Source organism: Kytococcus schroeteri, assembly GCF_042433515.1.
GTDB lineage: Bacteria > Actinomycetota > Actinomycetes > Actinomycetales > Dermatophilaceae > Kytococcus > Kytococcus schroeteri.
The window spans coordinates 102,616-125,178 of the sequence record NZ_JBHLVH010000013.1 but is presented as its reverse complement, the minus strand read 5'-3'; the positions used below and the strand labels follow the sequence as shown (position 1 = coordinate 125,178).

Sequence of the window (22,563 nt, the reverse complement as noted above, 5' to 3'; positions counted from 1 at the left end):
TGATCCGTTTCCTTCTTGTCCGTCACTGCTCGGTCACTTGGCGTCGGCGAGGGCGGCAGCGCCACCCACGATCTCGCTGATTTCCTGCGTGATGTCGGCCTGACGCGCCTGGTTGGCCAGTCGCGTGTAGTCCTTGATGAGGTCCTCGGCGTTGTCCGTCGCGGACTTCATGGCGCGCTGCCGGGCCGCCAGCTCGGAGGCGGCGGACTGCAGCAGCATGTTGTAGATGCGCGAGGACACGTACTGCGGCAGCAGGGCGTCCAGCACCTTTTCCGCGCTCGGCTCGAAGTCGTACTCCGGCGTGAGCCCCGAGTCGTCCTGCGCGACCCCGGCGGCGTCGGCGGTGACCTCGTCACCCTCGACGACCTCCAGCGGGAGCAGGCGGGCGGCGGTGACCTCCTGGGTCACCATGTTGACGAAGCGCGTGTACACCACGTGCACCTCGTCCACGCCGCCCTCCTCGGTGGGCTTCAGGAAGGCCTCGATGATCGCGTCGGCGATCTCGCGGGCCGCCTCCACGGTCGGGGCGTCGGAGAAGCCGGCCCAGTTGCGCGCCCAGTCGCGGTTGCGGAAGCGGTAGTAGCCCTCCGCCTTGCGACCCACGAGGTAGGGGGCCACCTCGAGGCGGTGCTCGTTGCGCAGCTCCTCGACCAGGCGGTCGGAGAACTTCAGCGGCGCGGACGGGTAGGCACCCGCCAGACCGCGGTCGGAGGTGATCACCACGACGGCGGCGCGCTTCGGCTCCGCACGCTCGGTGGTGAGGGGGTGGTCCTCGGTGGAGTTGGTCGCCACGGCCGAGACCGCGCGCGTCAGGGCGCGGGCGTACGGCGAGGTCTCCTCGACCCGCGTGCGCGCCTTGATCACCCGGGAGGCCGCGATCAGCTCCATCGCCTTGGTGATCTTCTTGGTGGCCTTGACGGACTTGATGCGTTGGCGGTACTCCCGCTGCCCCGCTGCCATGTCGTTCCGCCTTCCGGTGGTGGTCAGTGCACGTTCTGGTGTCCCGCCGTGGCGGGGTGGCCGTCCGGCGGCCGGTCCCGGTCTCCCGGGGCGCCCCGGTGAGGGACGCGGCTGGTGGGCCGGGGAGGGCGTGCGCCCTCCCCGGCACCCACTCAGCGCTTGGTCTTGACGATCCGCTCCTGGGTGACGTCGCCGTCCTCCAGCTCGGGGGTGTTCTCCTCGAGCTCGTCAGAACCGGGCTGGATGCCCGTGCTCGCCGAACCCTGGAACTGGCGCTTGAACTCGGCGATGGAGCTCTCGAGCTCGGCCTCGCCCTCGTCGGAGAGCTTGCCGCTCTCGACGATGGAGGAGAACAGCCCGGAGTGCTCGCGGCGCAGGAAGTCGAGGTACTCGGCCTCGAAGCGACGCACGTCCTCCACCTCGATGTCGTCCAGGTGGCCGTTGGTGCCGGCCCAGACGACCGCCACCTGCTCCTCGACGTTCATCGGCGAGGACTGCGGCTGCTTGAGCAGCTCCACCATGCGCGAACCACGGGCCAGCTGGGCCTTGGAGGCCGCGTCGAGGTCCGAGGCGAACATGGCGAAGGCCTCCATCTCACGGAACTGCGCGAGGTCGGTGCGCAGTCGACCGGAGACCGACTTCATGGCCTTGATCTGGGCCGCACCACCGACTCGGGACACCGACACACCCACGTTGATGGCGGGGCGGACACCCGAGTTGAAGAGGTCGGACTCCAGGAAGATCTGGCCGTCGGTGATGGAGATGACGTTGGTGGGGATGTAGGCCGAGATGTCGCCGGCCTTCGTCTCGATGATCGGCAGACCGGTCATCGAGCCCGCACCCATGTCGTCGCTCAGCTTGGCGCAGCGCTCCAGCAGGCGGCTGTGCAGGTAGAACACGTCACCCGGGTAGGCCTCGCGGCCCGGCGGGCGGCGCAGCAGCAGCGACACGGCGCGGTAGGCCTCGGCCTGCTTGCTCAGGTCGTCGAACACGATGAGCACGTGCTTGCCGTCGTACATCCAGTGCTGGCCGATGGCCGAGCCGGTGTACGGGGCCAGGTACTTGAAGCCGGCCGCGTCGGACGCCGGGGCGGCGACGATGGTCGTGTACTCCAGCGCGCCGTTCTCCTCCAGGGTGCGACGCACCTCCGCGATGGTGGAGCCCTTCTGGCCGATCGCCACGTAGATGCAGCGCACCTGCTGGTTGACGTCGCCGGACTCCCAGTTGCGGCGCTGGTTCAGGATGGTGTCCACCGCGACCGTGGTCTTGCCGGTCTGGCGGTCACCGATGATCAGCTGACGCTGGCCACGGCCGATCGGCACCATCGAGTCCACGGCCTTGATGCCGGTCTGCATCGGCTCGTGCACCGACTTGCGCTGCACCACGGTGGGCGCCTGCAGCTCGAGGGCGCGGCGGCCCTCGGACTGGATCTCGCCCAGGCCGTCGATCGGCTCGCCCAGCGGGTTCACCACGCGGCCGAGGAAGGCGTCGCCCACCGGGACCGAGAGGACCTCGCCGGTGCGGTGCACCTCCATGCCCTCCTCGATGCCGGCGAAGTCGCCCAGGACGACGACACCGATCTCGTGCACGTCGAGGTTCAGCGCCAGGCCCAGCGTGCCGTCGGCGAACTTCAGCAGCTCGTTGGTCATCGCCGAGGGCAGGCCCTCCACGTGCGCGATGCCGTCACCGGCATCGACCACGCGGCCCACCTCCTGGCTGGCGGCAGCCTGGGGCTCGTACGACTGGACGAACGAGTCCAGCGCGTCCCGGATCTCCTCGGGACGGATCGACAGCTCCGTCATGATCTCTCCTTGGTGGGCCGCTCGTGGGCCCTGGTCAGTGTCTCGGCCGGTGTATGGGGGGGTTCGGGAACCGTGGGCGCTCAGACGCGCCCGACCATCCCGTCGCGGGCCTCGGCCAGTCGGCGCGAGACGGTGCCGTCGATCACGTCGTCGGCCACCTCGACGCGGACGCCACCGACGACGTCCTGGTCGATGACCGTGTTCAGCGTGATCTCTCGGCCGTACTGCGTGGCCAGCGCGGAGCGCAGGCGCTCCTGCTGGTCAGTGGTCAGCGGGACGGCCGTGTGGGCCACCGCGATGAGTCGCTCGGCACGTGCCGCGGCGATCTCCCGGTAGGCGCGCAGCGCCAGGTCGAAGCGCAGGGACTTGGCCCCCGCCACGGACTGCTCCACCAGGCGCAGCGTCTCCGGGGCCACCTTGCCGCCCAGCAGGCGCTGGACGAGCTCGCGCTTGGCCCCACGGTCGACACGGCGGTCGGTGAGGGCGGTGCGCAGCTGGGCGTCACCGGTGAACGTCTCCTGCACGGAGAACAGCTCGTCGGCCACGCGCTGGGCAGAACCGGTCCGCTCGGCGGAGCCCATGACGGACTCGACACCCAGGCGGATGACGGCCTCCCCGAGGTCGCCCTCGGAGCGCCAGCGCTGACCCGCGGCGGCCACCAGCACCCGGCGGGCGGGCTCGGTCGCCGACGCGAACACCTTCTCCGCCAGGCGCGCCCGGTCCTCACCCGAACGGGTGGGGTCGGTCAGCGCGCGGCGCAGCTGCCCGCTGTCGCCCAGCACCTCGGCGGCGCCGAAGAGCTGGTCGGCCAGGTCCATGCCCTGCGCCCCGCCACCGAGCTGCTGCTCGAGGGCGTCGCACGAGGCGGCGTAGGCGCCGATGGAGGTGCCCTGCATCAGCGGGCCTTCGTGGTGACGGTGGCCTTGCCGGACTCGAGCTCGGCCAGGAAGCGGTCCACGAGACCCTTCTGCCGGGCCTCGTCCTGCAGGGACTCACCGACGATGCGGCCGGCCAGGTCGGTCGACAGGCGGCCGACCTCACCGCGCAGCTGCACCTGGGCCTGCTGGCGCTCGGAAGCGATTTGCTTCTGGGCGGTCTCCAGGACCCGGGCGGCCTCCACGTCGGCGAGCTGACGCTTCTCCGCACGGATGGCGTCGCCCTCCTCACGGGCCTTCTCACGGATGGCGTTGGCCTCCGCACGCGCCTCGGCGAGCTGCGACTCGTACTTCTGCTGGGCTGCCTTGGCCTCGGCCTCGGCCTGCTCGGCACGGGCCATGCCGCCCTCGATGGCGTCACGGCGCTCGGCGTAGGCCTTCTCCATGGCCGGCACGAAGAACTTGCTGGCCACGAAGTAGACGATGCCGATGGCGATGAGACCGAAGATGAGCTCCGGCAGGTAGGGGATGAGCGCGTCGGTGCCGCTACGGCCTGCGTGCTCCCCACCCTCAGCCAGCACACTCAGGTTGTGCACGGTGTCTCCTTCAACGGATTCGACAGGGGGTGCGTGCCACCGAGGTGGTCACGCGTGATGACGCGGATCCGTCAGAGGATGAAGGTCAGCACGAAGCCCAGGATGGCCAGGGCCTCGGCGATGGCCATACCGAGGATGGCGATCGGCTGCAGGAGCGAGCGGGACTCGGGCTGACGCGCCACACCGTTGATGTAGGCAGCGAAGATCAGGCCAACGGCGATGGCCGGGCCGATGGTGGCGAGACCGTAGCCGACGAGGTTCAGCGAGCCGTCCATGGTGTTCCTCTTTCCTTGTGTCCCACGCGGTCCTTCCACGTGGGGCGGGGTTCAGGGGTGGTGCTGTTCAGTTGTACGACAGGAAGGTCAGGGGGCGGGGTGCTCCCCGCCGGGACCGGCGGTGCGCCGGTCAGTGGTCCTCGGAGAGCGAGGCGCCGATGTAGCTGGCCGACAGCAGGGTGAAGACGTAGGCCTGCAGGCACTGGATGAGGATCTCGAAGAAGGTCATGAGCAGACCCATGATCCAGGAGCCGGCGCCGGCGATGGCCAGCAGCGGGCCGGAGTTCACCAGGAACCAACCGCCCATGATGAACAGCACCAGGGCCATGTGGCCGGCGAGCATGTTGCCGAAGAGTCGCAGCGCGAGCGTCAGCGGCTGGGTGATGGTCTTGGAGACGAACTCCAGGAAGAAGACCACCGGCACGATGAACACGGGCAGGCCCGACGGCACGAAGGTCTTGAGGTAGCCCCCGAGGCCGTGCTTGCGGATGCCCACGATGTGGTAGACGACGTAGACGATGAGCGTCAGCACCACCGGGAAGGCGATGGAGGCCATCGTCGGCATCTGCACCGGAGGCAGCACGCCCATGAGGTTGTTGAGCAGGATGAAGACGAAGAGCGAGAAGAGCAGCGGCACGAACGGCTTGAACTTCTCACCGCCGATGAGGTCACGGGCGATGCCGTTGCGCACGAAGTCGTAGATGCCCTCGGTGACGAACATGCCCTTGGACGGCACGACGGCGGCGCGCTTGGCCGCCCACATCATCCAGGCACACAGCGCGGCGGTCACGAGCATGACCACGAGCATCTGGCGGGTGAAGGCGAAACCGCCCACCTCGAACAGGGGGAGCCAGAAGTCGTTGGTGCTCGGCTGGTGGAACTCCACCTCTGCGAGCATGGCCGGTGCGTGGCTCACGTGCTACTCCTCCACGGGGTCTGGGGGTCCGACCCCGTTCGCGTGCCGCGGGGCACGGGGTCAGTCGGCGTTGCTTCAGCCGGAACCCACCTGCATCCACGCCGGAGAACCGGCGCTGACGGGCGGGTGGGCACAGCGGGACGTCGCCGTGTCAGGCGTCACTGTACCTGAGGATCAGCACGTACAAGGACAGCCCCACGCCGACCAGCGTGGCGACCGGGACCACCCAGCGCCACCCCGTCAGCTCGGCCAGCAACCACCCCAGCCCGGCGAACACGAGGATGCCGGTGAGCAGGGTGCCCAGCACCGCTGCACCGAGGTCGGCACCGCGCGCGCTGCCGCCGCGCCAGGCCTCCTTCTCCCACGGGTCGTCCGGCTCGTCGTCCCCCACCCAGGGGCCCTTGTAGTCAGCCACGGCCGCCCCCGTACGGCTCCACCGTCATGGCGTGTCGCCCGGTGACGAAGCCGTGCACCACACCGGCCTGCCAGGCCAGCACCGCGATGCCGCCCACCAGCGAGAAGACGAAGCCGTCCGGCCACGGCACGAGGAAGACCGCGGCGGCGAAGACGGCCACCTGCAGCAGGAAGACGAGTAGCGCCATCGGCACCACGAGCGCCGGCGCCCCGTCGAGCACGTACCGGACCATGAGCAGCCCCGTGGTGAGCACGAGCGCGGTCACCACGCACACCCCGGCGGCGGTCACGGCGGCACCCGGGCCCCGGGTCCACAGCGCCACGGGCACCGAGACCGCGAGGACGAGCAGGGAGCCCAGCGGGCCGTGCACGAGCATGCGGCCCCACGGGGAGCGGTTCACGAAGGGTCTCCTTCCGGGGCCACGCGGCGCGGCACCACCCAGGTCACCAGCGCGGCGAGCACCCCGAGCGAGACGAGCAGCACCAGCCCGGCCCACTCGGGCAGGTAGTTGAACGAGAGCACTCCCCCGGCCAGCGTGGCGGCCCACAGGTACATCGTGAGCACGGCCGAGCGGTGGCTGTGCCCCAGCCGCAGGAGCTGGTGGTGCAGGTGGCGGGCGTCGGCGTCCCACGGCTTGCGGCCAGCCCGGGTGCGGCGCACCACGGCCAGCAGCATGTCCACCAGGGGGATCGCGACCACGGCCACCGGCAGGGCCAGCGGCAGCACGACCGCGGCCGTCCGGGAGGCCACACCCACCGCGGCCGGGTCCACGGTGCCGGTCAGCGAGATGGTGGCCGCGGCCATGAGCAGCCCCAGCAGCAGCGACCCGGCATCACCCATGAAGAGGCGGGAGGGGTGGAAGTTGTGCGGCAGGAACCCGGCCGTCACGCCCATGAGCACCGCGGTGATGAAGGTGGCGGTGCTGAACACGTTGGGCGGGTCATAGGTGTGCGAGAGCTCGTAGCTCCAGACGAAGAAGGCCGCGGCGGCGATGCCGACCATGCCGGCGGCCAGGCCGTCCAGCCCGTCCACGAAGTTCACCGCGTTCATCGTGGCCACCACGAGCAGGATGGTGAGCGCCAGCGAGACCGGCCCGGGCAGGATCGTGTAGCCCTGGATCGGCAGGCTGATCAGGGAGACGCCTTGGGCGGCCATCACCACGGCCGCGGCCACCTGCCCGCCGAGCTTGAGCGCCCAGTGGAGGTCCCAGCGGTCGTCGGCCGCACCAAGGGCGGACACCACCACCGCGGCCGCGAGCACGCCGTACATCTGCGTGTCGGCGAAGATCTGGCTGAGGTAGGGCAGGCGCGAGGCCACCAGCGTGGCCCCGAAGAGCCCGGCCAGCATCGCCAGGCCCCCCAGGCGCGGCTTGGGCACCGCGTGCACGTCGCGCCCGCGCACCGGCGTGATGGCACCGGCCCGCACCGCGAACCAGCGCACCAGGGGGGTCAGCCAGAAGGTGACGACCCCGGCCACGAGCATGACGAGGAGGTACTCACGCACGGTGGGTACCTCCTCGGGGCAGGACGCGAGCAGCCGGCCGCCACGGGGGGGGGTGGCGGCCGGCGGGTGCTCAGCGGGGGTAGGCGGGGAACTGCTCGGTCAGCTGGTCGACCTGGGCGCGGATCTCGCGGGAGACGGCGCCCTCGGGCTCACCCTCGCCCTGCGTGACGGCCTTCGCGATGAGGTCGGCGATGGTCTGCATCTGCTCGACGCCCATGCCTTGGGTCGTCACGGCGGGGGTGCCCACGCGCACGCCGGAGGCCAGCATCGGCGGGGCCGGGTCGAAGGGGATGGTGTTCTTGTTGAGCACCAGGCCGGCCGCGTCGCAGCGGGCCTCGGCGTCCTTGCCCGAGACGCCCAGCTCGCGCAGGTCGTGCAGCGAGAGGTGGGTGTCGGTGCCACCGGAGATCGGGCGCAGGCCGTGCTCGCCCAGGGCGGCGGCCAGCGTCTTGCTGTTCTCCACGACCTTGGCCGCGTACTCCTTGTACGCCGGCTGCAGGCACTCGTGGAAGTTCACGGCCTTGGCGGCCACGGCGTGCATGAGCGGGCCGCCCTGCATCATCGGGAAGACGGCCTTGTCGATCTTCGAGGCGTGCTCCTCCTTGCACACGATGGCGCCGCCGCGCGGGCCGCGCAGCACCTTGTGCGTGGTGAAGGAGACGACGTCGGCGTGCGGCACCGGCGAGGGGATCACGCCACCGGCCACCAGGCCGATGAAGTGGGCGGCGTCCACCCAGAAGATTGCCCCGACCTCATCGGCGATGGCGCGGAAGCGCTCGAAGTCGATGAGGCGCGGGATGGCCGAGCCACCGGCGAGGATGATCTTGGGGCGGTGCTCCTTGGCCAGGCGCTCCACCTCGTCGTAGTCGATGTGCTCGGTCTCGGCGCTCACGCCGTAGTGCACGGCGTTGAACCACTTGCCGGAGAAGCTCACCTTGAACCCGTGGGTGAGGTGGCCGCCGTGGTCCAGGCTCATCGCCAGGATGGTGTCGCCGGGCTTGGCGAACGCGCCGTAGACGGCCTGGTTGGCCGAGGCGCCCGAGTGGGGCTGCACGTTGGCGTGGTCGGCGCCGAAGAGCTCCTTGGCACGGGCGATGGCCAGGTTCTCGGCCTTGTCCACCTCGGCGCAGCCACCGTAGTAGCGACGACCGGCGTAGCCCTCGGCGTACTTGTTCGACAGGGTCGAGCCCAGCGCGGTGAGCACCGCGGGGCTGGTCTGGTTCTCACTGGCGATGAGCTGGATGCCCGTGCGCTGACGCTCCAGTTCCGAGAGCAGGATCGCGGCGATCTCCGGGTCCTGCTGCTCCAGCATCGTGTAGTCAGGGCCGAAGAAGGGGGGCTGGCTCATCGTGTGCTCCTGTCGTCGTTGACGGGGGTGGCCGACGGGGCGTCGGCGGAGGGGCCCGCCTCGTGGGCACGGCCACTGCGCAGCCTACGCGTCGGGGCGTCGTGCACCTCGTGTCCCTCGGCGTCCACTTCGACCACGTCGAACTCCCGGTCCACCGGCACGGCGACCGTGCGCAGCGTCGAGGCCGTCGGCTCGTGGGCCTGGGCCACGCCGTCGTCCTCCACGACCTCCTCCGACGGGGGCTCGGGCGGCAGTTCGTGGGCCTGGGACATCCGCAGGCTGGTGGCACCTCTGGGGGCCGGGCCGGTCGGCGCCCCGGCCGCCGCCACCGGAGACTCCTCGGGGCCAGCCGTCAGGGGGTGGTGGACCGGCACGGCCTGCGTCTCCTGCTCCTCCAGCCGGGCAAGCCACGCCTCCTGCTCGGCCTCCTCGCGGCGGCCGGCCTCCTCGTCCTCGTCGTCGATGAGGGGCACGTCGGCCGGGTCCTCCACCGGGGCCTCGGTGAGGTCGTGCGGCACGGCCCCGTCGGAGGCGGCGGCCGGCGCCTCGGTGGACCGGCCGGCGGCCCTGAGCTCCTTCTCCAGGGCCTCGCGGTCCGCCGCGGGCTCGGGCTCCGCGGGCGAGAGGCGCAGGTGCACCTCCTCGCCGAGCACCTCCTCGAGACGCTCCACGGAGAGGGCCCCCATGCGCAGGATCACCGGGCTGGGACGGGTGCAGTCGAGGATGGTCGACGGGCGGTTGCCGGGGGTGGGCCCGCCGTCCAGGTACACCTGCACGGCCGAGCCCAGCTGCGTGGCCGCCTCGAGCACGGTGGTGGCGGCCGGCTGACCGGTGACGTTGGCGCTGGTCACCGCGAGCGGACCGGTGCGCGAGAGCAGGCGCAGCGCCAGGTCGTGGTCAGGCATGCGCAGCGCCACGGTGCCGTTGGTGGCCCCGAGGTCCCACTGCAGGGAGGGCTGGGCCTGCACCACCACGGTGAGCGGGCCGGGCCAGCACTCGCTGAGCAGCCTCCGCACGTAGGGCTGCAGCGAGGTGGCCAGGCCGTCCACGGTGCGGATGCTGGGCACCATCACCGGCGGCGGCTTGTCCGCCCCGCGCTGCTTGGCTGCGAGCACGTTCGGCACGCCCTCGGCGTGGAAGGGGTCGGCGGCCACGCCGTAGACGGTGTCGGTGGGGAGCACGACGACGCGACCCTCCGCGAGCGCCTCCTGCGCCGCGTCGAAGGCCTCGTCGCGCTGCTCGTCGGTGGGTTCGGTGCAGTCGAACACCGGGCTCATGCCTGTCCTCCTGGGGTGCGGTCGGTGCAGTCTTTCACGCCCCGCACCCCGCCAGCGGCCCTAGGCTCACCGTGACCTGCCCCTGCTCCCCGGGAGTCCCTGTGCCCGACCAGCCCACCCCCGCACCCACCACCTGGGCCGACCGGACCCTCTCGGAGCAGAACGTGCGCCACGCAGCCCTCGAGGGGGTCATCCTCGAGCGCTGCACGCTGCCGGAGCTCGACCTGCGCGGCACCGAGCTGAGCGGCCTCGTCCTGCGGGACTGCACCGCCACCGGGTGCCGGCTCGACCACGCCACCGCGGACGGCCTGCGCGTCCTGGGCGGCCGGTGGGACGCCACCCGGTGGGACTCCGCCGACCTGTGCGACGCCCGCTTCGAGGGGGTGGACCTCGCCCACGCCTCGTTCGAGCAGGCCCTCCTCTCCGGCGCGGTCCTCGACGGCTGCCGGCTGAGCGGTACCCGCCTGTCGGCCACACGGGGCCTCGGCTTCACCCTGGCGGGCGGGACGGCCTTCGCGGCCGACCTCACCGGCGCCCAGCTGGAGGGCAACACGTTCGGGGGCACCCGGCTCACCGAGGCGGTCCTCGCCCGGGCCGTGCTCCGCGGTGCCACCTTCGACGGGTGCGATCTCCTCGGCGCCCAGCTGGAGGGGGCGGACCTGGCCGGCGCGGACCTGCGGGGAGCGGGCCTCCCCGAGGACCTGCCCCTGGAGCAGCTCACCGGCGCGGTGGTGACCCCGGCCCAGCTGGCCCGGCTGGCCGGGGCGCAGCTCGGCGTGGTGGTGCAGGAGGCCTGAGGCCCGGGCTCACCGCCCCGGCCAGCGCCCCTCCACGAAGCGGGGCCGTCCCGCGAGATCGCGGTGGTCAACCACGTCCACGTACCCCAGCTCGCCGAGCAGCCGCGGCAGGGACTCCCCCTGGGTGTCGTCGTGCTCCATGAGGAGCCACCCGCCCGGGCGCAGCAGCGTCGCCGCGTGGCGGGCGAGCTGCAGCGGCACCGCGAGCCCGTCCGGCGACCCGCCGTACAGGGCGCGCTCGGGATCGTGGTCGGCTACCTCGGGGTCGTCCGGCACGGCCCCGTCGGGCACGTACGGCGGGTTGGACACCACGAGGTCCGCCTGGCCCTCGCGATCGGCGAACTCCACGCGGGCATCACTCACCCTGAGGTCGACGGTCATCCCCGTGGACTCAATGTTGCGCTCGGCGTACTCCGCGGCACGGTGGTCGATCTCCACCGCCCGGAGCACCAGCTCCGGCAGGCGCTCCCCCGCCTGACGACGGCGCTCCACCGCCGCCGCCACGCCCAGCACCACGGCCCCGCTCCCGGTGCAGAGGTCCACCAGCTCGACCTGCACTCGACCCTCACCCCTGCTGGCGAGGATCTCGCCGGCCCGCTCGACGAGCAGCTCGGTCTCCGGGCGCGGCACGAACACCCCCGGCCCCACGGTCAGGCGCGCCCCGGCGAACCAGGCGTACCCGAGCACGTGCTGCAGCGGTTCACGGGCGGCCCGCCGTGCCACGCCGTCCTCCAGCGCGGCCACCTCCGGGCCGTCCGCGTCCACCGCGTGCCCCAGCAGGGCCCTCCGGTGCACCTCGGCGGGATCGCACCCCACCGCGTGGCCCAGCAACGCCGCCGCATCGGGGGCCGGGCTGGAGCAGCCGGCCTCGGCCAGCCGCTGCGTCGCCGAGCGCAGCAGGGCGGTGAGCTCCACCGTCGCCACGCCCTCAGCCCTCCCCGGCCAGCAGACGGGCCTCGTGGTCGGCCACGAGCGAGTCGATGACCGCCCCCAGGTCCCCGTCCAGCACCGCGGGCAGGTTGTGCGCCTTGTACCCACTGCGGTGGTCACTCACCCGGCTCTCGGGGAAGTTGTACGTGCGCACCCGCTCGCTGCGGTCCACGGTGCGCACCTGCGCCCGCCGCGCCTCGCTCGCCTCCGCCGCGGCCTCCTCCATGGCCGCCCGGCGCAGTCGGGAGGCCAGCACCCGCAGGGCGGCCTCCTTGTTCTGCAGTTGCGACTTCTCGTTCTGGCAGGTCACCACCACACCCGTGGGCAGGTGGGTGATCCGCACGGCGGAGTCGGTGGTGTTGACGCTCTGGCCACCCGGCCCCGAGCTGCGGAAGACGTCGATCTTCAGGTCGTTCGGGGAGATCTCCACCTCGGCCGGGTCCTCCACCTCGGGCAGCACCAGCACCCCGATGGCCGAGGTGTGGATGCGTCCCTGCGACTCGGTCACCGGCACCCGCTGCACGCGGTGCACCCCGCCCTCGAACTTCAACCGCGACCAGGGCATCCGTCCGGCCGGGGCCGACCCGGCGCGGACCACCACGCGCGCGTCCTTCACCCCGCCCAGGTCCGAGGCGGTCGACTCGGCCACCGTGGCCGACCACCCCTCCCGCTCGGCGTGCCGCAGGTACATGCGCACCACCTCGCCGGCGAAGAGCGCGGACTCGGCGCCTCCCTCGCCGGCCTTCACCTCCAGGATCACGTCCCGGTCGTCGTCCGGGTCCCGCGGGAGCAGCGCGCGGGTCAGCGCCGTCCGGGCCTCCTCGAGTTCCGCGGCCAGCGCCTCGGCCTCGGCCGCGAACTCGGGGTCCTCCGCGGCCAGCTCCCGGGCGGCGGCGAGGTCCTGCTCGGCCTGCCCCACCCGTCCGGCGGCCCGCACCACCGGCTCCAGGGCGCTGTACTGCCGCGCGGTGGCGCGCAGGCGCGTCGGGTCCGACACCACCTCGGGGTCGGCCATGAGCGCCTCCAGCCGGGCGTGCTCGGCCAGGGCCTCCTGCAGGGCGTCGCTCATCGGGCCTCCCTCATCCGGACATGATGATGGCCGGGGCCCCCGTGGGGAACCCCGGCCATGACCAGAAGTCTCAGTTGCCGGCCTTGTTGCCGTAGCGCTGCTGGAAGCGCGCCACGCGACCACCGGTGTCCAGGATCTTCTGCTTGCCGGTGTAGAAGGGGTGGCACTGGCTGCAGACGTCCACGTTCATGCGGCCGTTCGCGGCGGTGCTGCGGGTGGTGAAGGTGGCGCCACAGGTGCACACGACCTCGGTGGTGTCATACGCGGGGTGAATGTCCTTGCGCATGGGTCTCTCCTCGCTGGATGGGGATGTCCGGGTCGTCCGCGTGCCCGTGTGGACGGGACGCCGCGTTCCCCGATCGGGGCCTGACGTGAACCGGACGCAACGGAGCATTCTGCCAGCGCCGTCAGCCCGCTGGCAAACCGCCTCCGACGCGGGTGGGACGGGCCACCCGGCCACCCCTCCCCCGTCCCCCCTCGGTGCCATGCCCCCTCGGTGGTGATGCGTCCTACAGTTCACCCATGTTCGACTTCCTGCGCGATTCCCAGTGGCTCTGGTGGCTGGGCGCCGCCCTCGCCCTCGGAGCGATCGAGATGCTCACGCTCGACTTCATGTTCCTGATGCTGGCGGCGGGCGCCCTGGTGGCCATGGTGGCCGCTGCTCTGGGCCTGAACCTCACCGGGCAGTTCGTGCTGTTCTGCCTCAGCGCCCTGGTGCTGCTCTTCTTCGTGCGCCCCGTGCTGCGCCGCCGCCTGGAGGAGAGCACCCCGCTGGCCGTCACCAACGCCGCCGCCCTGACCGGTCGCGACGCCCTCGTGGCGGAGCCGGTCACGGAGCTGGCCGGCACGGTGAAGCTCCACGGAGAGATCTGGAGCGCCCGCCCCCAGTGGGACGGTGAGACCTTCGCCGTCGGCGAGCGCGTCCGCATCGCCCGCATCGACGGAGCCACCGCGCGCATCGAGCGCCTCCCTGCCTGACCCGTCCGACCCACAGTCCCCGAGGAGGAGACGTGCCCGAAGCCATCACCGCAGTGGTACTCGTGCTGCTGCTGCTGTTCGTGGTCGTCGTGCTGGTGCGATCCATCAAGATCGTGCCGCAGGCGACCGCCGTCATCGTCGAGCGCCTGGGCCGCTACAGCAAGACGCTGGACGCCGGCCTCAACCTGCTCATCCCGTTCATCGACAAGCCGCGCGCCACGGTCGACCTGCGTGAGCAGGTCGTGAGCTTCCCGCCGCAGCCGGTGATCACCAGCGACAACCTGGTGGTCTCCATCGACACGGTCATCTACTTCCAGGTGACCGACCCCAAGGCCGCCACCTACGAGATCGCCAACTACATCTCGGGTATCGAGCAGCTCACCGTCACCACGTTGCGCAACGTCATCGGTTCGCTCGACCTCGAGCAGACGCTGACCAGTCGCGACCAGATCAACGGTCGCCTGCGCGGCGTGCTCGACGAGGCCACCGGCCGCTGGGGCATCCGCGTCAACCGCGTGGAGCTCAAGGCCATCGACCCGCCGCCCAGCGTGCAGGACTCGATGGAGAAGCAGATGCGCGCCGAGCGCGACCGTCGTGCGGCCATCCTCAACGCCGAGGGTGTCAAGCAGTCGCAGATCCTCACGGCCGAGGGTGAGAAGCAGGCCGCCATCCTCACCGCCGAGGGTGACGCGCAGGCCGCCGTGCTGCGCGCGCAGGGTGAGTCCCGCGCCGTGATGCAGGTGTTCGACGCCATCCACCGGGGCAACCCGGACAGCAAGGTCTTCGCCTACCAGTACCTGCAGGCGCTGCCCAAGATCGCCGAGGGCGACGCCAACAAGATGTTCTTCTTCCCCAGCGAGATCACCGACGCCCTCAAGGGCGTGGGCGGCATCCTGGGCGGCCAGGGCGCCCTGGACGGCGCGTCGGCCCACCTGCAGGAGAACGTCAAGGGCGAGGCCATGCACCTCGACATCGAGGAGGCCACCCTGGAGGACCCGGCCGAGGCGCTGCGCAAGGCCCGCGCCGAGGCGGCGGGGGCCACCGACGAGGCCGCGGACTCCACCAGCCAGCGCCGCGGTTCGGCGGCCGGCATGGGCGGCCTGGGGGGCTCCACCCCGGCCGGCGGCTCGCCGGTGCAGAGCAACCCGGGCCTGGACACCACGCAGCAGGTGCCGCAGCAGAACTCGCCGATGCGGGACGACGTCCCCAGCGGTGAGGTGCAGCCGGAGGACCCGACCGACGGGTTCCCGCGCGGCTGACGCCTCCCCCACACCAGAGAGCCCCTCACCGGATCACCGGTGAGGGGCTCTCTGCACTGCGTGCGCCGGGCGCTCAGTCCTCGTCGTCGAGCTTGATCGAGGAGGTCTGCTGCACCTGCATGAGGAACTCGCCGTTGCCGGTGGTCTTCTTCATGCGGTCCAGGAGCAGCTCCATCGCGGCCTGGGTGTCCAGCGCGGCGAGCACGCGGCGCAGCTTCCAGACCACCTTGAGCTCCTCGGCGTTGAGGAGGATCTCCTCCTTGCGGGTGCCCGAGGCGTTGACGTCGACGGCCGGGAAGACGCGACGGTCGGCCAGCTGGCGCGAGAGGCGCAGCTCCATGTTTCCCGTGCCCTTGAACTCCTCGAAGATCACCTCGTCCATCTTGGAGCCGGTCTCCACCAGGGCGGTGGCGAGGATGGTGAGCGAGCCACCGTTCTCGATGTTGCGAGCGGCACCGAAGAAGCGCTTCGGCGGGTACAGCGCGCTGGAGTCCACACCACCGGACAGGATGCGGCCGGAGGCCGGCGCCGCGATGTTGTAGGCGCGGCCCAGACGGGTGATGGAGTCCAGCAGCACCACGACGTCCTGGCCCATCTCCACGAGGCGCTTGGCGCGCTCGATGGCCAGCTCGGCCACGGTGGTGTGGTCGTCGGCCGGGCGGTCGAAGGTGGAGGCGATGACCTCACCCTTGACCGTGCGCTGCATGTCGGTGACCTCCTCGGGGCGCTCGTCCACCAGGACGATCATGAGGTGCACCTCGGGGTTGTTCTGCGTGATCGCGTTGGCGATCGACTGCAGGATCATGGTCTTTCCGGCCTTCGGCGGTGCCACGATGAGGCCGCGCTGGCCCTTGCCGATCGGCGCCACCAGGTCGATGACCCGGTTGGTGTAGTTCTTCTGCCCGGCCTCCAGGCGCATCCGCTGCTGCGGGTAGAGCGGGGTGAGCTTGCCGAACTCGACGCGGCGCTTGGCGTCCTCGGGGGACATGCCGTTCACCTGGTCGACCTTCACCAGGGCGTTGAACTTGTTCTTGTTCGCCTTCTGGTTGCGGCGGCCCTGCTGCGGCGCCGGCATCGACATGTCGTCGTCGAGGTCGTGGCGCGGCTTGATGCGGCCCACCACGGCGTCACCCTTGCGCAGACCGTGGCGCTTGATCATCTGCTGCGGCACGTAGATGTCGCTCGGGCCCGGCAGGTAACCGGTCGTGCGCACGAAGCCGTACGAGTCGAAGACGTCCAGGATGCCCGCGATCGGCACCAGGTCGGCGTCGTCATGCTGGCCGCCGCGCTGCTGGTCGCGCCCGCCGTTGTCGCGGCCCTGCTCGTCGTCGCGGTTGCGGCCACGGTTGCGGCGGTTGCGACGGTTGCGGCGGCGGCCGCCGCGCTCCTCGTCGTCACGACCGTCGGTCGGGCCGTGCTGGCGGTCGTCGTCGCCCTCGCCACGGCGCTCCTCGCGCTCGTCGCGCCCCTGCTCACCGCGGTCGTCACGCTCGCCACGGTCCCCGCGGCGCTGGTCGTCACGGTCACGGGCGCCCTGGTCGCGGGCGTCGTCGCCCCCGGCCTCCCCACGCGACCGGCCGCCCCGGCGGCCCCGGCGGGTGCGGGAGGAGCCCTCCTCCTGGCCGCCCTGCTGGGACTCCCCGCCCTCGCGGCGGTCCGTCTCCTCGGCAGCCGCAGGCGCCTCGGCCTGCTCCTCGCGCGAGGCGACCGGCGCCTCCTGCGCGGCCGGCTGTGCGGCCACGGGCTCCACGCCACGGGCCGAACCGGCGTCCACGCGCGCCTGGCGGATCTCTGCGACGAGGTCCCCCTTGCGCTTCTTCGTGGTGTCGATGCCCATGCTGGCGGCCAGTTCCTGGAGCTCTGCCAGGCGGAGGGCGCTCAGGGCCGTGGAACGCTTCGGGCTCTCGGCCGGCTGGGTCTGGTCAGTCATGCAAGTCCTTCCAACCTGCGCCGACGGGGCGCAGCGGTGATGGATGTCGGCACGGCACCGGGCACGCCACATGGGGGCGCCCCGTCGTGCTCGGTTGCCGGCCTGCAGGGTTCGCCGTACGTGGCGAGGTGGTGTGCACCGGGTCCGTCATCACGTCCACGTCTCAGACGACGACTGTGTCGGAGACGGGGGGACGACCCTCAGGCCTTGAGATGCCGGGTGGAACGAGGTTCCCGCCGACGCCGTCACAGTACCACCCGGCCCGGCGACCTGCGCCACACGCCGACGGGGGCGGTGCGGGTGTCCCCGCACCGCCCCCCGTCACCGGGACGCCGTCCTCACATGCGCTCGGGCGCCGAGACCCCCAGCAGGTCCAGACCACGGCGCAGCACCACACCGGTGGCGTCGTTGAGCCACAGGCGGCTGCGGTGGAGGTCGGTGACCTCCTCGCCGTCACGGGGGCGCACGCGGCAGGCGTCGTACCACTTGTGGAACGCGCCGGCCAGGTCCTCCAGGTAGCGCGCCACCCGGTGCGGCTCGCGCAGCTCGGCGGCCTGGGCCACCACCCGCGGGAAGTCGCCGAGGGCCGCCAGCAGGGTGGCCTCGGTCTCGTGGTCGAGCAGGGCCGGGTCGAAGCCGTCGGCGCGGTCCACCCCATCGGCCTGGGCGAGGCGCGCCACGTTGGCGGTGCGCGCGTGGGCGTACTGCACGTAGAAGACCGGGTTGTCGTTGCTCTGCTTGCGCAGCTCCTCGCCGTCCAGGCTCAGCGGGGTCTCCGCGGGGTAGCGCGCCAGCGAGTAGCGGATGGCGTCGGCACCGATCCAGTCGAGCATGTCGTCCAGGTCCACCACGTTTCCGGCGCGCTTGCTCAGGCGGGCGCCGTTGATGGAGATGAGCTGGCCGATGCGGATTTCGATGTTCTTGTCCGCGTCGTCGCCGGCGGCCGAGCTGATGGCCTTGAGGCGGTTCACGTAGCCGTGGTGGTCGGCGCCCAGCAGGTAGATCTTCTCGGTGAAGCCGCGGTCCTTCTTGGAGAGGTAGTACGCGGCGTCGCTGGCGAAGTAGGTGTGCTCGCCGTTGCTGCGGATGAGCACGCGGTCCTTGTCGTCGCCGAAGTCCGTGGTGCGCAGCCACACGGCGTCGTCCGCGTCGTAGACGTGTCCCTGCTCGCGCAGGCGGGCGATGGCCTTGTCCACGGCGCCCTCGTCGTGGAGGCTCTGCTCGCTGAACCAGACGTCGAAGTGCACCCCGAAGCGCTCCAGGGTGTCCTGGATCAGGCCGAGCATCAGCGGGTAACCCAGCTCCCGGGCGGTGGCCACGCCCTCGGCGCGCGGCAGGTCGCCCAGGTCGGGGCGCTGCTCGAGCACCTTCTGCCCCAGCTCCTGCACGTACTCGCCCGGGTAGCCCCCCTCGGGGGTGGGCTCCCCCAGCGCCGCGGCCAGCACGGACTCGCCGAACTTGTCCATCTGCGTGCCGGCGTCGTTGATGTAGTACTCGGCCGTCACGTCGGCACCGGAGGCGGCGAGCAGGCGCCGCATCGAGTCACCCAGCGCGGCCCAGCGCGTGTGGCCGATGTGCAGGTGGCCGGTCGGGTTGGCCGAGATGAACTCGAGGTTGATCGTGTGGCCGACGAGCGCCTCGTTGTCACCGTAGGCCTCGGCCCCCTCCACGATGGTGCGGGCCAGCTCGCCGGCGCTCGCGGCATCGAGGGTGATGTTGAGGAAGCCCGGGCCGGCGATGTCGACGGCGGCCACACCTTCGGCCTCCCGCAGGCGCGCGGCCACGAGCTCGGCCACCTGGCGCGGGTTCATGCCGGCCTTCTTGGCCAGCTGCAGGGCCAGGTTGCTCGCCCAGTCGCCGTGGTTGCGGTCCTTGGGTCGCTCCACGCGGACCTCGGCGGGGACCTCGACGGAGATCTCCCCGGCGTCGACGGCGGCCTGGAGCGCCGTGGTGATGGCCTGTGCGAGCTGTTCGGGCGTCATGGGGCGCACCCTATCGACAGCGCTGGTAAGGTATCCCCTCGGTCCATGGCTGGACGGCGCGAAAGCGCGAGGTCGTACCTCGTTGTCCGCCCGACAGGCAGACCACGTGCCCCCGTAGCTCAGGGGATAGAGCACCGCCCTCCGGAGGCGGGTGCGCAGGTTCGAATCCTGCCGGGGGCGCACACGTAGAAGGCCCGGTCCACCAGGACCGGGCCTTCTACGTCCCCGGGAGCGAGCCCCACCGTCTGCCCCGCACCTGCCGACCCCTTCCCCCTTCCCCACTCCCTGGCCCCCTCCCCACTCCCTGGCCCCCTCGTTGAGTCGTCGTTTGTCGGGGTCCCACAGCCAATGTGACCCCGACAAACGACGACTCAACGAGGGGGGTGGCTGGGGACGGACGCCCTGCATCGACGGCTCGTCCACATCCCACCGAGCGGGGACCGCCCACGCCCACCTGTCCCGCTCACCCTGTGGACATGCCTCGAGACGCGCAGCCTCGGCTCCCAGCCACCACCCCCGACCACTTCACCTGCGCAGAAGCGCTGCAGCAAGGACTCACGCCAGACGTCCTGCGCAACCCGGCGTGGCACGTGCCGATGCGGGGAGTCCGCTCCCGCCGGGAGGCCACCACGGCCCTGGCCCGCATCGCGGCCGTCGCCACGGGGCTCCCCCACGGGACCGCCATCAGCTGTGACTCCGCGGCGGTCCTGCACGGCTTTCCGATGCCGCGGCCGGCCACGGCCGAACACGCCGTGCACGTCCGGCGCGCCGACGGATTCCGGGTGAGGCGACCGGGGGTCATCGCCCACGCCCGCCTCGAACGCCGACGGGCCCAGGTCGTCGACGGGGTGCTGACCGTGGGCCCCGAGGACACCTGGCTCGACCTGGCCGCACCCGGGCACTGGGGCCTCACCGCCCTCGTCGTGGCCGGGGACCACCTCGTGAACCGGTGGACAGGACGTGCCGTGGAACGGCTGGAGGAGGCGGTCGCGCGCCGCCGACGCTCCCCCGGGATCCGGCTGGCCCGCACCGCCCTGGGGCTCATCCGGACCGGTTCCCGATCCCCCGCGGAGTCCCACGCCCGGGTCCTCGTCGTGCAGGAGGGGTTGCCCGAGCCGGCCCTCAACGCAGCCGTGGCCGGCCAGTGGGGCGAGGTCGTGGCGGAGGTGGACATGCTCTGGGAGGAGGAGCGCGTCATCGTGGAGTACGACGGTGAGACCCACTACGAGGACCCCGAAGCCCGACAGGCCACCCTCCGCCGCACGGAGATGCTCCGGGACCTGGGCTTCCAGGTCGTCACGCTCACCCGACGCGACCTCTGGGCCGGGCAGCACCACCTCTGGCTGGCCGACCTGCGACGCAGGCTCCGCACCGCCCGCGGTTGACACCTCCCCAGCCGCCCCGTCCCTCTCGTCGCGGCCCCCTCCCCTCGTTGAGTCGTCGTTCGTCGGGGTCCCAGCGGAGATTCCACCCCGACGAACGACGACTCAACGAGGGGAGGGGGGGCGGGTCTCCCTCTCCGGGATGACGGATGTCACGCGATGCCGTCCTGCGGTTCACCCGCCTCCACCCCAGGGCGGTGATGGAATGGGTCCACCCAACGATCCAACGGCCCGGACGGACCGGGCCCCACCCACCAGGAGGTGACATGAGCACTGCCCTGCAGACGGACGGCCCCACGCCGCAGCCCACGGGCCGCGGTGCCGCCGGCGACGCCCGCGGCGCCCGCGTGGAGGTCCGCAACCTCTCCAAGCACTACGGCAGCTTCAAGGCCGTGGACGACCTGAGCTTCACCGTCGAGCCCGGCCGCATCACCGGCTTCCTCGGCCCCAACGGCGCCGGCAAGACGACCACCCTGCGCATGCTGCTCGGCCTGATCAGCAAGACCTCGGGCACCGCGACCATCGACGGCCACGACTACAAGGACCTGGCGCGCCCGCTGCACACGGTGGGTGCCGCCCTCGAGGCCACCGGTTTCCACCCCGCCCGTTCCGGCCGCAACCACCTGCGCACCATCGCCGCCACCCACGGCATCCCGGACTCCCGGGTGGACGAGATCATCGAGCTCGTCGGCATCCCGGCGGCCAGCCGCAAGAAGGTGGGCGGCTACTCCATGGGCATGCGTCAGCGCCTTGGCCTCGGCGTCACCCTGCTGGGAGACCCCAAGGTGCTCGTCATGGACGAGCCGGCCAACGGCCTGGACCCGCAGGGCATCCGCTGGCTCCGCGACTTCCTGCGTCACATGGCCCACGAGCAGGGCAAGACGGTGCTCATCAGCTCGCACATGCTCAGCGAGGTGCAGCAGACGGTGGACGACGTGGTCATCATCGCCAACGGGCGCATGGTCACCTCCGGGTCCCTCGCGAGCCTGGACACCGACTCCGGCACCCACGTGGTCACCCGCGATGCCGAGGCGCTCGCCCGGGTGCTGGCCGAGCGGGGCGTGCGTGCGACCGTCACCGGCCCCACCACCCTGGACGTGGAGTCGGGCGACGCCGTCCTCATCGGTGACACCGCGCTCGCCGCGGGCCAGCCCATCCACGGACTGTCCGCCGCCAGCAGCAGCCTGGAGGACATGTTCGTGAAGCTCACCGACCAGCACGGCAACCGGAACACGGAGGTCTGACATGGGAACCATCAACTCCGAGCTCCGCAAGGTCTTCACCCTGAAGTGGTGGTGGGTCCTGTGCCTGATCCTGGCGGTCGTCGCCGCCGGGATCGTGGCGCTGAACGCCTGGCAGTACGACTCCCTCCTGAGCGATCCTGCTCTGGAGGAGGCGCGCAACTCCGGGCAGATCCCGGGTCTCGACGACCCGCGCACCATGATCGAGAGCGTCTACCGCTCCCCTCTGATGTTCGGCTACCTGCTGGCCTTCACCGGCGGCGCTCTGGTGGCCGGCAACGAGACCGCCCACAAGACGTGGACCGCCACCTTCACCGCCGTCCCGCGCCGCTGGTCGGTGCTCGGTGGAAAGGTGGTCGCCGCCATCGTCGTCGCGCTCCTGACCGGTCTCACCCACCTCGTGGTGGCCGTCGGGTTCGGCGCGGCGCTGACGGGGGTCTTCGACGCCCTCGAGCCCTTCCCGGAGCCGGCCCAGCTCGCCGTGACACTCGGCACCTTCGTGGTGGCGCACGTCCTCTGGGCGCTGCTCGGCCTGGGGCTGGCACTCCTCACCAACAGCACGCTGGCGACGGTGATCATCGGTTTTGTGGCCACCCTCATCGGCGACAACGTGATCGCCGGACTCGCCTTCGCCTTCGACTGGGTGGGTGACGTCGCGCGCTACCTGCCGGGCCCGGTCACCGGTGCGCTGACGCGCAGCGATGCCGGCGGCGTGTGGGATCCGCTGGAGCCGTGGGCCGGCGGGTTGGCGCTCGCGGCCTACGCCGCCGTGGCACTCCTGCTGGGTGGTCTCCGCCGCGCACGCAAGGACGTCGACTGACACCACCCTTCGGCGGCTGCCCATGAGCCGCACGACACCGCCTCGGGCGGGTGGACGACCCTCGTGGTCGCCACCCGCCCGAGGCGCGCCCGGGACGTGCTCCAGACCACGCGGCCCGCCTTCACCCCGCGTCGGGGCCACGCATTAGGCTGGTGCCCAGCAGTGCCGTGCGCGGTGCCCTGATCCCGGGTGCCGGACGGCGTTCGTG

At 71.7% G+C, this 22,563-nt stretch carries 22 protein-coding genes and 1 tRNA gene; 7 read left to right on the top strand and 16 right to left on the bottom strand.

The features are described 5' to 3' along the window. Window positions 1-33: 33 nt before the first annotated feature. The 11 genes from ACFFHC_RS06350 to ACFFHC_RS06300 form a co-directional block, all read right to left on the bottom strand. The gene (locus ACFFHC_RS06350; protein ID WP_070703295.1) at window positions 34-960 is read right to left on the bottom strand and encodes a F0F1 ATP synthase subunit gamma; all 927 of its coding nucleotides are present in this window, start codon (window positions 958-960) and stop codon (window positions 34-36) included. Between the two features lie 152 nt (window positions 961-1,112). After that, window positions 1,113-2,762 (bottom strand): F0F1 ATP synthase subunit alpha, encoded by a 1,650-nt coding sequence (gene atpA, locus ACFFHC_RS06345; RefSeq protein WP_070703294.1) that lies wholly within the window; start codon window positions 2,760-2,762, stop codon window positions 1,113-1,115. A gap of 80 nt (window positions 2,763-2,842) precedes the next feature. Beyond that, window positions 2,843-3,658 (bottom strand): F0F1 ATP synthase subunit delta, encoded by an 816-nt coding sequence (locus tag ACFFHC_RS06340; RefSeq protein WP_070703293.1) that lies wholly within the window; start codon window positions 3,656-3,658, stop codon window positions 2,843-2,845. Next, window positions 3,658-4,233: a F0F1 ATP synthase subunit B gene (locus ACFFHC_RS06335; RefSeq protein WP_083323361.1), complete on the bottom strand. Its 576-nt coding sequence runs from the start codon at window positions 4,231-4,233 to the stop codon at window positions 3,658-3,660. The genes ACFFHC_RS06340 and ACFFHC_RS06335 overlap by 1 nt, the downstream gene beginning before the upstream one ends. 71 nt (window positions 4,234-4,304) lie before the next feature. After that, complete coding sequence (locus tag ACFFHC_RS06330; protein WP_070703292.1) at window positions 4,305-4,508, bottom strand: ATP synthase F0 subunit c; 204 nt, start codon at window positions 4,506-4,508, stop codon at window positions 4,305-4,307. 130 nt (window positions 4,509-4,638) lie between these two features. Continuing rightward, window positions 4,639-5,424 carry a F0F1 ATP synthase subunit A gene (gene atpB / locus ACFFHC_RS06325; protein WP_083323360.1) on the bottom strand — a complete coding sequence of 262 codons (786 nt, stop codon included), beginning with the start codon at window positions 5,422-5,424 and terminating at the stop codon, window positions 4,639-4,641. A 151-nt stretch (window positions 5,425-5,575) separates the two neighbouring features. Further along, complete coding sequence (locus ACFFHC_RS06320) at window positions 5,576-5,839, bottom strand: hypothetical protein (protein WP_070703291.1); 264 nt, start codon at window positions 5,837-5,839, stop codon at window positions 5,576-5,578. Beyond that, complete coding sequence (locus tag ACFFHC_RS06315) at window positions 5,832-6,239, bottom strand: hypothetical protein (RefSeq protein ID WP_070703290.1); 408 nt, start codon at window positions 6,237-6,239, stop codon at window positions 5,832-5,834. The genes ACFFHC_RS06320 and ACFFHC_RS06315 overlap by 8 nt, the downstream gene beginning before the upstream one ends. Then, on the bottom strand, window positions 6,236-7,342 hold the full coding sequence (locus tag ACFFHC_RS06310; RefSeq protein WP_101849024.1) for a glycosyltransferase family 4 protein: 1,107 nt from the start codon (window positions 7,340-7,342) through the stop codon (window positions 6,236-6,238). The genes ACFFHC_RS06315 and ACFFHC_RS06310 overlap by 4 nt, the downstream gene beginning before the upstream one ends. Before the next feature lie 70 nt (window positions 7,343-7,412). After that, entirely contained in the window at window positions 7,413-8,690 is a 1,278-nt protein-coding gene (gene glyA / locus ACFFHC_RS06305) for a serine hydroxymethyltransferase (protein WP_070703288.1), read from the bottom strand. Further along, window positions 8,687-9,967, bottom strand: a complete 1,281-nt coding sequence (locus tag ACFFHC_RS06300) for an L-threonylcarbamoyladenylate synthase (RefSeq protein WP_202820446.1) — start codon at window positions 9,965-9,967, stop codon at window positions 8,687-8,689. Before ACFFHC_RS06300 ends, glyA begins: the two co-directional genes overlap by 4 nt. Before the next feature lie 101 nt (window positions 9,968-10,068). Here ACFFHC_RS06300 and ACFFHC_RS06295 point away from each other — a divergent pair, with 101 nt between their 5' ends. Beyond that, window positions 10,069-10,764 carry a pentapeptide repeat-containing protein gene (locus ACFFHC_RS06295; RefSeq protein ID WP_070703286.1) on the top strand — a complete coding sequence of 232 codons (696 nt, stop codon included), beginning with the start codon at window positions 10,069-10,071 and terminating at the stop codon, window positions 10,762-10,764. 9 nt (window positions 10,765-10,773) lie between these two features. Here ACFFHC_RS06295 and prmC read toward each other — a convergent pair whose 3' ends face one another. The 3 genes from prmC to rpmE all read right to left on the bottom strand — a co-directional run bounded on the left by prmC (window position 10,774) and on the right by rpmE (window position 13,049). Then, the gene (gene prmC / locus ACFFHC_RS06290) at window positions 10,774-11,688 is read right to left on the bottom strand and encodes a peptide chain release factor N(5)-glutamine methyltransferase (protein WP_238329957.1); all 915 of its coding nucleotides are present in this window, start codon (window positions 11,686-11,688) and stop codon (window positions 10,774-10,776) included. Window positions 11,689-11,692: 4 nt separating this feature from the next. Beyond that, a complete protein-coding gene (gene prfA, locus ACFFHC_RS06285; protein WP_070703280.1) occupies window positions 11,693-12,763 on the bottom strand; it encodes a peptide chain release factor 1 in 1,071 nt (356 codons plus the stop codon). 70 nt (window positions 12,764-12,833) lie between these two features. Continuing rightward, window positions 12,834-13,049 (bottom strand): 50S ribosomal protein L31, encoded by a 216-nt coding sequence (gene rpmE, locus ACFFHC_RS06280; protein WP_070703281.1) that lies wholly within the window; start codon window positions 13,047-13,049, stop codon window positions 12,834-12,836. Window positions 13,050-13,285: 236 nt separating this feature from the next. Here rpmE and ACFFHC_RS06275 point away from each other — a divergent pair, with 236 nt between their 5' ends. Then, window positions 13,286-13,741, top strand: a complete 456-nt coding sequence (locus tag ACFFHC_RS06275) for an NfeD family protein (RefSeq protein ID WP_101849026.1) — start codon at window positions 13,286-13,288, stop codon at window positions 13,739-13,741. Window positions 13,742-13,773: 32 nt separating this feature from the next. Further along, window positions 13,774-15,000: an SPFH domain-containing protein gene (locus ACFFHC_RS06270; protein ID WP_070703283.1), complete on the top strand. Its 1,227-nt coding sequence runs from the start codon at window positions 13,774-13,776 to the stop codon at window positions 14,998-15,000. Between the two features lie 73 nt (window positions 15,001-15,073). Here the strand turns inward: ACFFHC_RS06270 and rho are convergent, their stop codons facing one another. Together rho and argS are read right to left on the bottom strand one after the other, a co-directional pair. Continuing rightward, window positions 15,074-16,930 carry a transcription termination factor Rho gene (rho, locus tag ACFFHC_RS06265; RefSeq protein WP_141494954.1) on the bottom strand — a complete coding sequence of 619 codons (1,857 nt, stop codon included), beginning with the start codon at window positions 16,928-16,930 and terminating at the stop codon, window positions 15,074-15,076. Window positions 16,931-17,268: 338 nt separating this feature from the next. Beyond that, on the bottom strand, window positions 17,269-18,912 hold the full coding sequence (gene argS / locus ACFFHC_RS06260) for an arginine--tRNA ligase (RefSeq protein WP_141494953.1): 1,644 nt from the start codon (window positions 18,910-18,912) through the stop codon (window positions 17,269-17,271). Between the two features lie 108 nt (window positions 18,913-19,020). Between argS and ACFFHC_RS06255 the strand changes: the two genes are divergently transcribed. From ACFFHC_RS06255 to ACFFHC_RS06240, 4 genes are all read left to right on the top strand, one after another. After that, a tRNA-Arg gene (locus ACFFHC_RS06255) sits at window positions 19,021-19,092 on the top strand. Between the two features lie 296 nt (window positions 19,093-19,388). Then, window positions 19,389-20,297 carry a DUF559 domain-containing protein gene (locus tag ACFFHC_RS06250; RefSeq protein WP_141494438.1) on the top strand — a complete coding sequence of 303 codons (909 nt, stop codon included), beginning with the start codon at window positions 19,389-19,391 and terminating at the stop codon, window positions 20,295-20,297. 263 nt (window positions 20,298-20,560) lie between these two features. After that, the gene (locus ACFFHC_RS06245) at window positions 20,561-21,538 is read left to right on the top strand and encodes an ABC transporter ATP-binding protein (RefSeq protein ID WP_070703815.1); all 978 of its coding nucleotides are present in this window, start codon (window positions 20,561-20,563) and stop codon (window positions 21,536-21,538) included. Window position 21,539: 1 nt separating this feature from the next. Beyond that, window positions 21,540-22,355 (top strand): ABC transporter permease, encoded by an 816-nt coding sequence (locus ACFFHC_RS06240; protein ID WP_070703813.1) that lies wholly within the window; start codon window positions 21,540-21,542, stop codon window positions 22,353-22,355. Window positions 22,356-22,563: the final 208 nt, after the last annotated feature.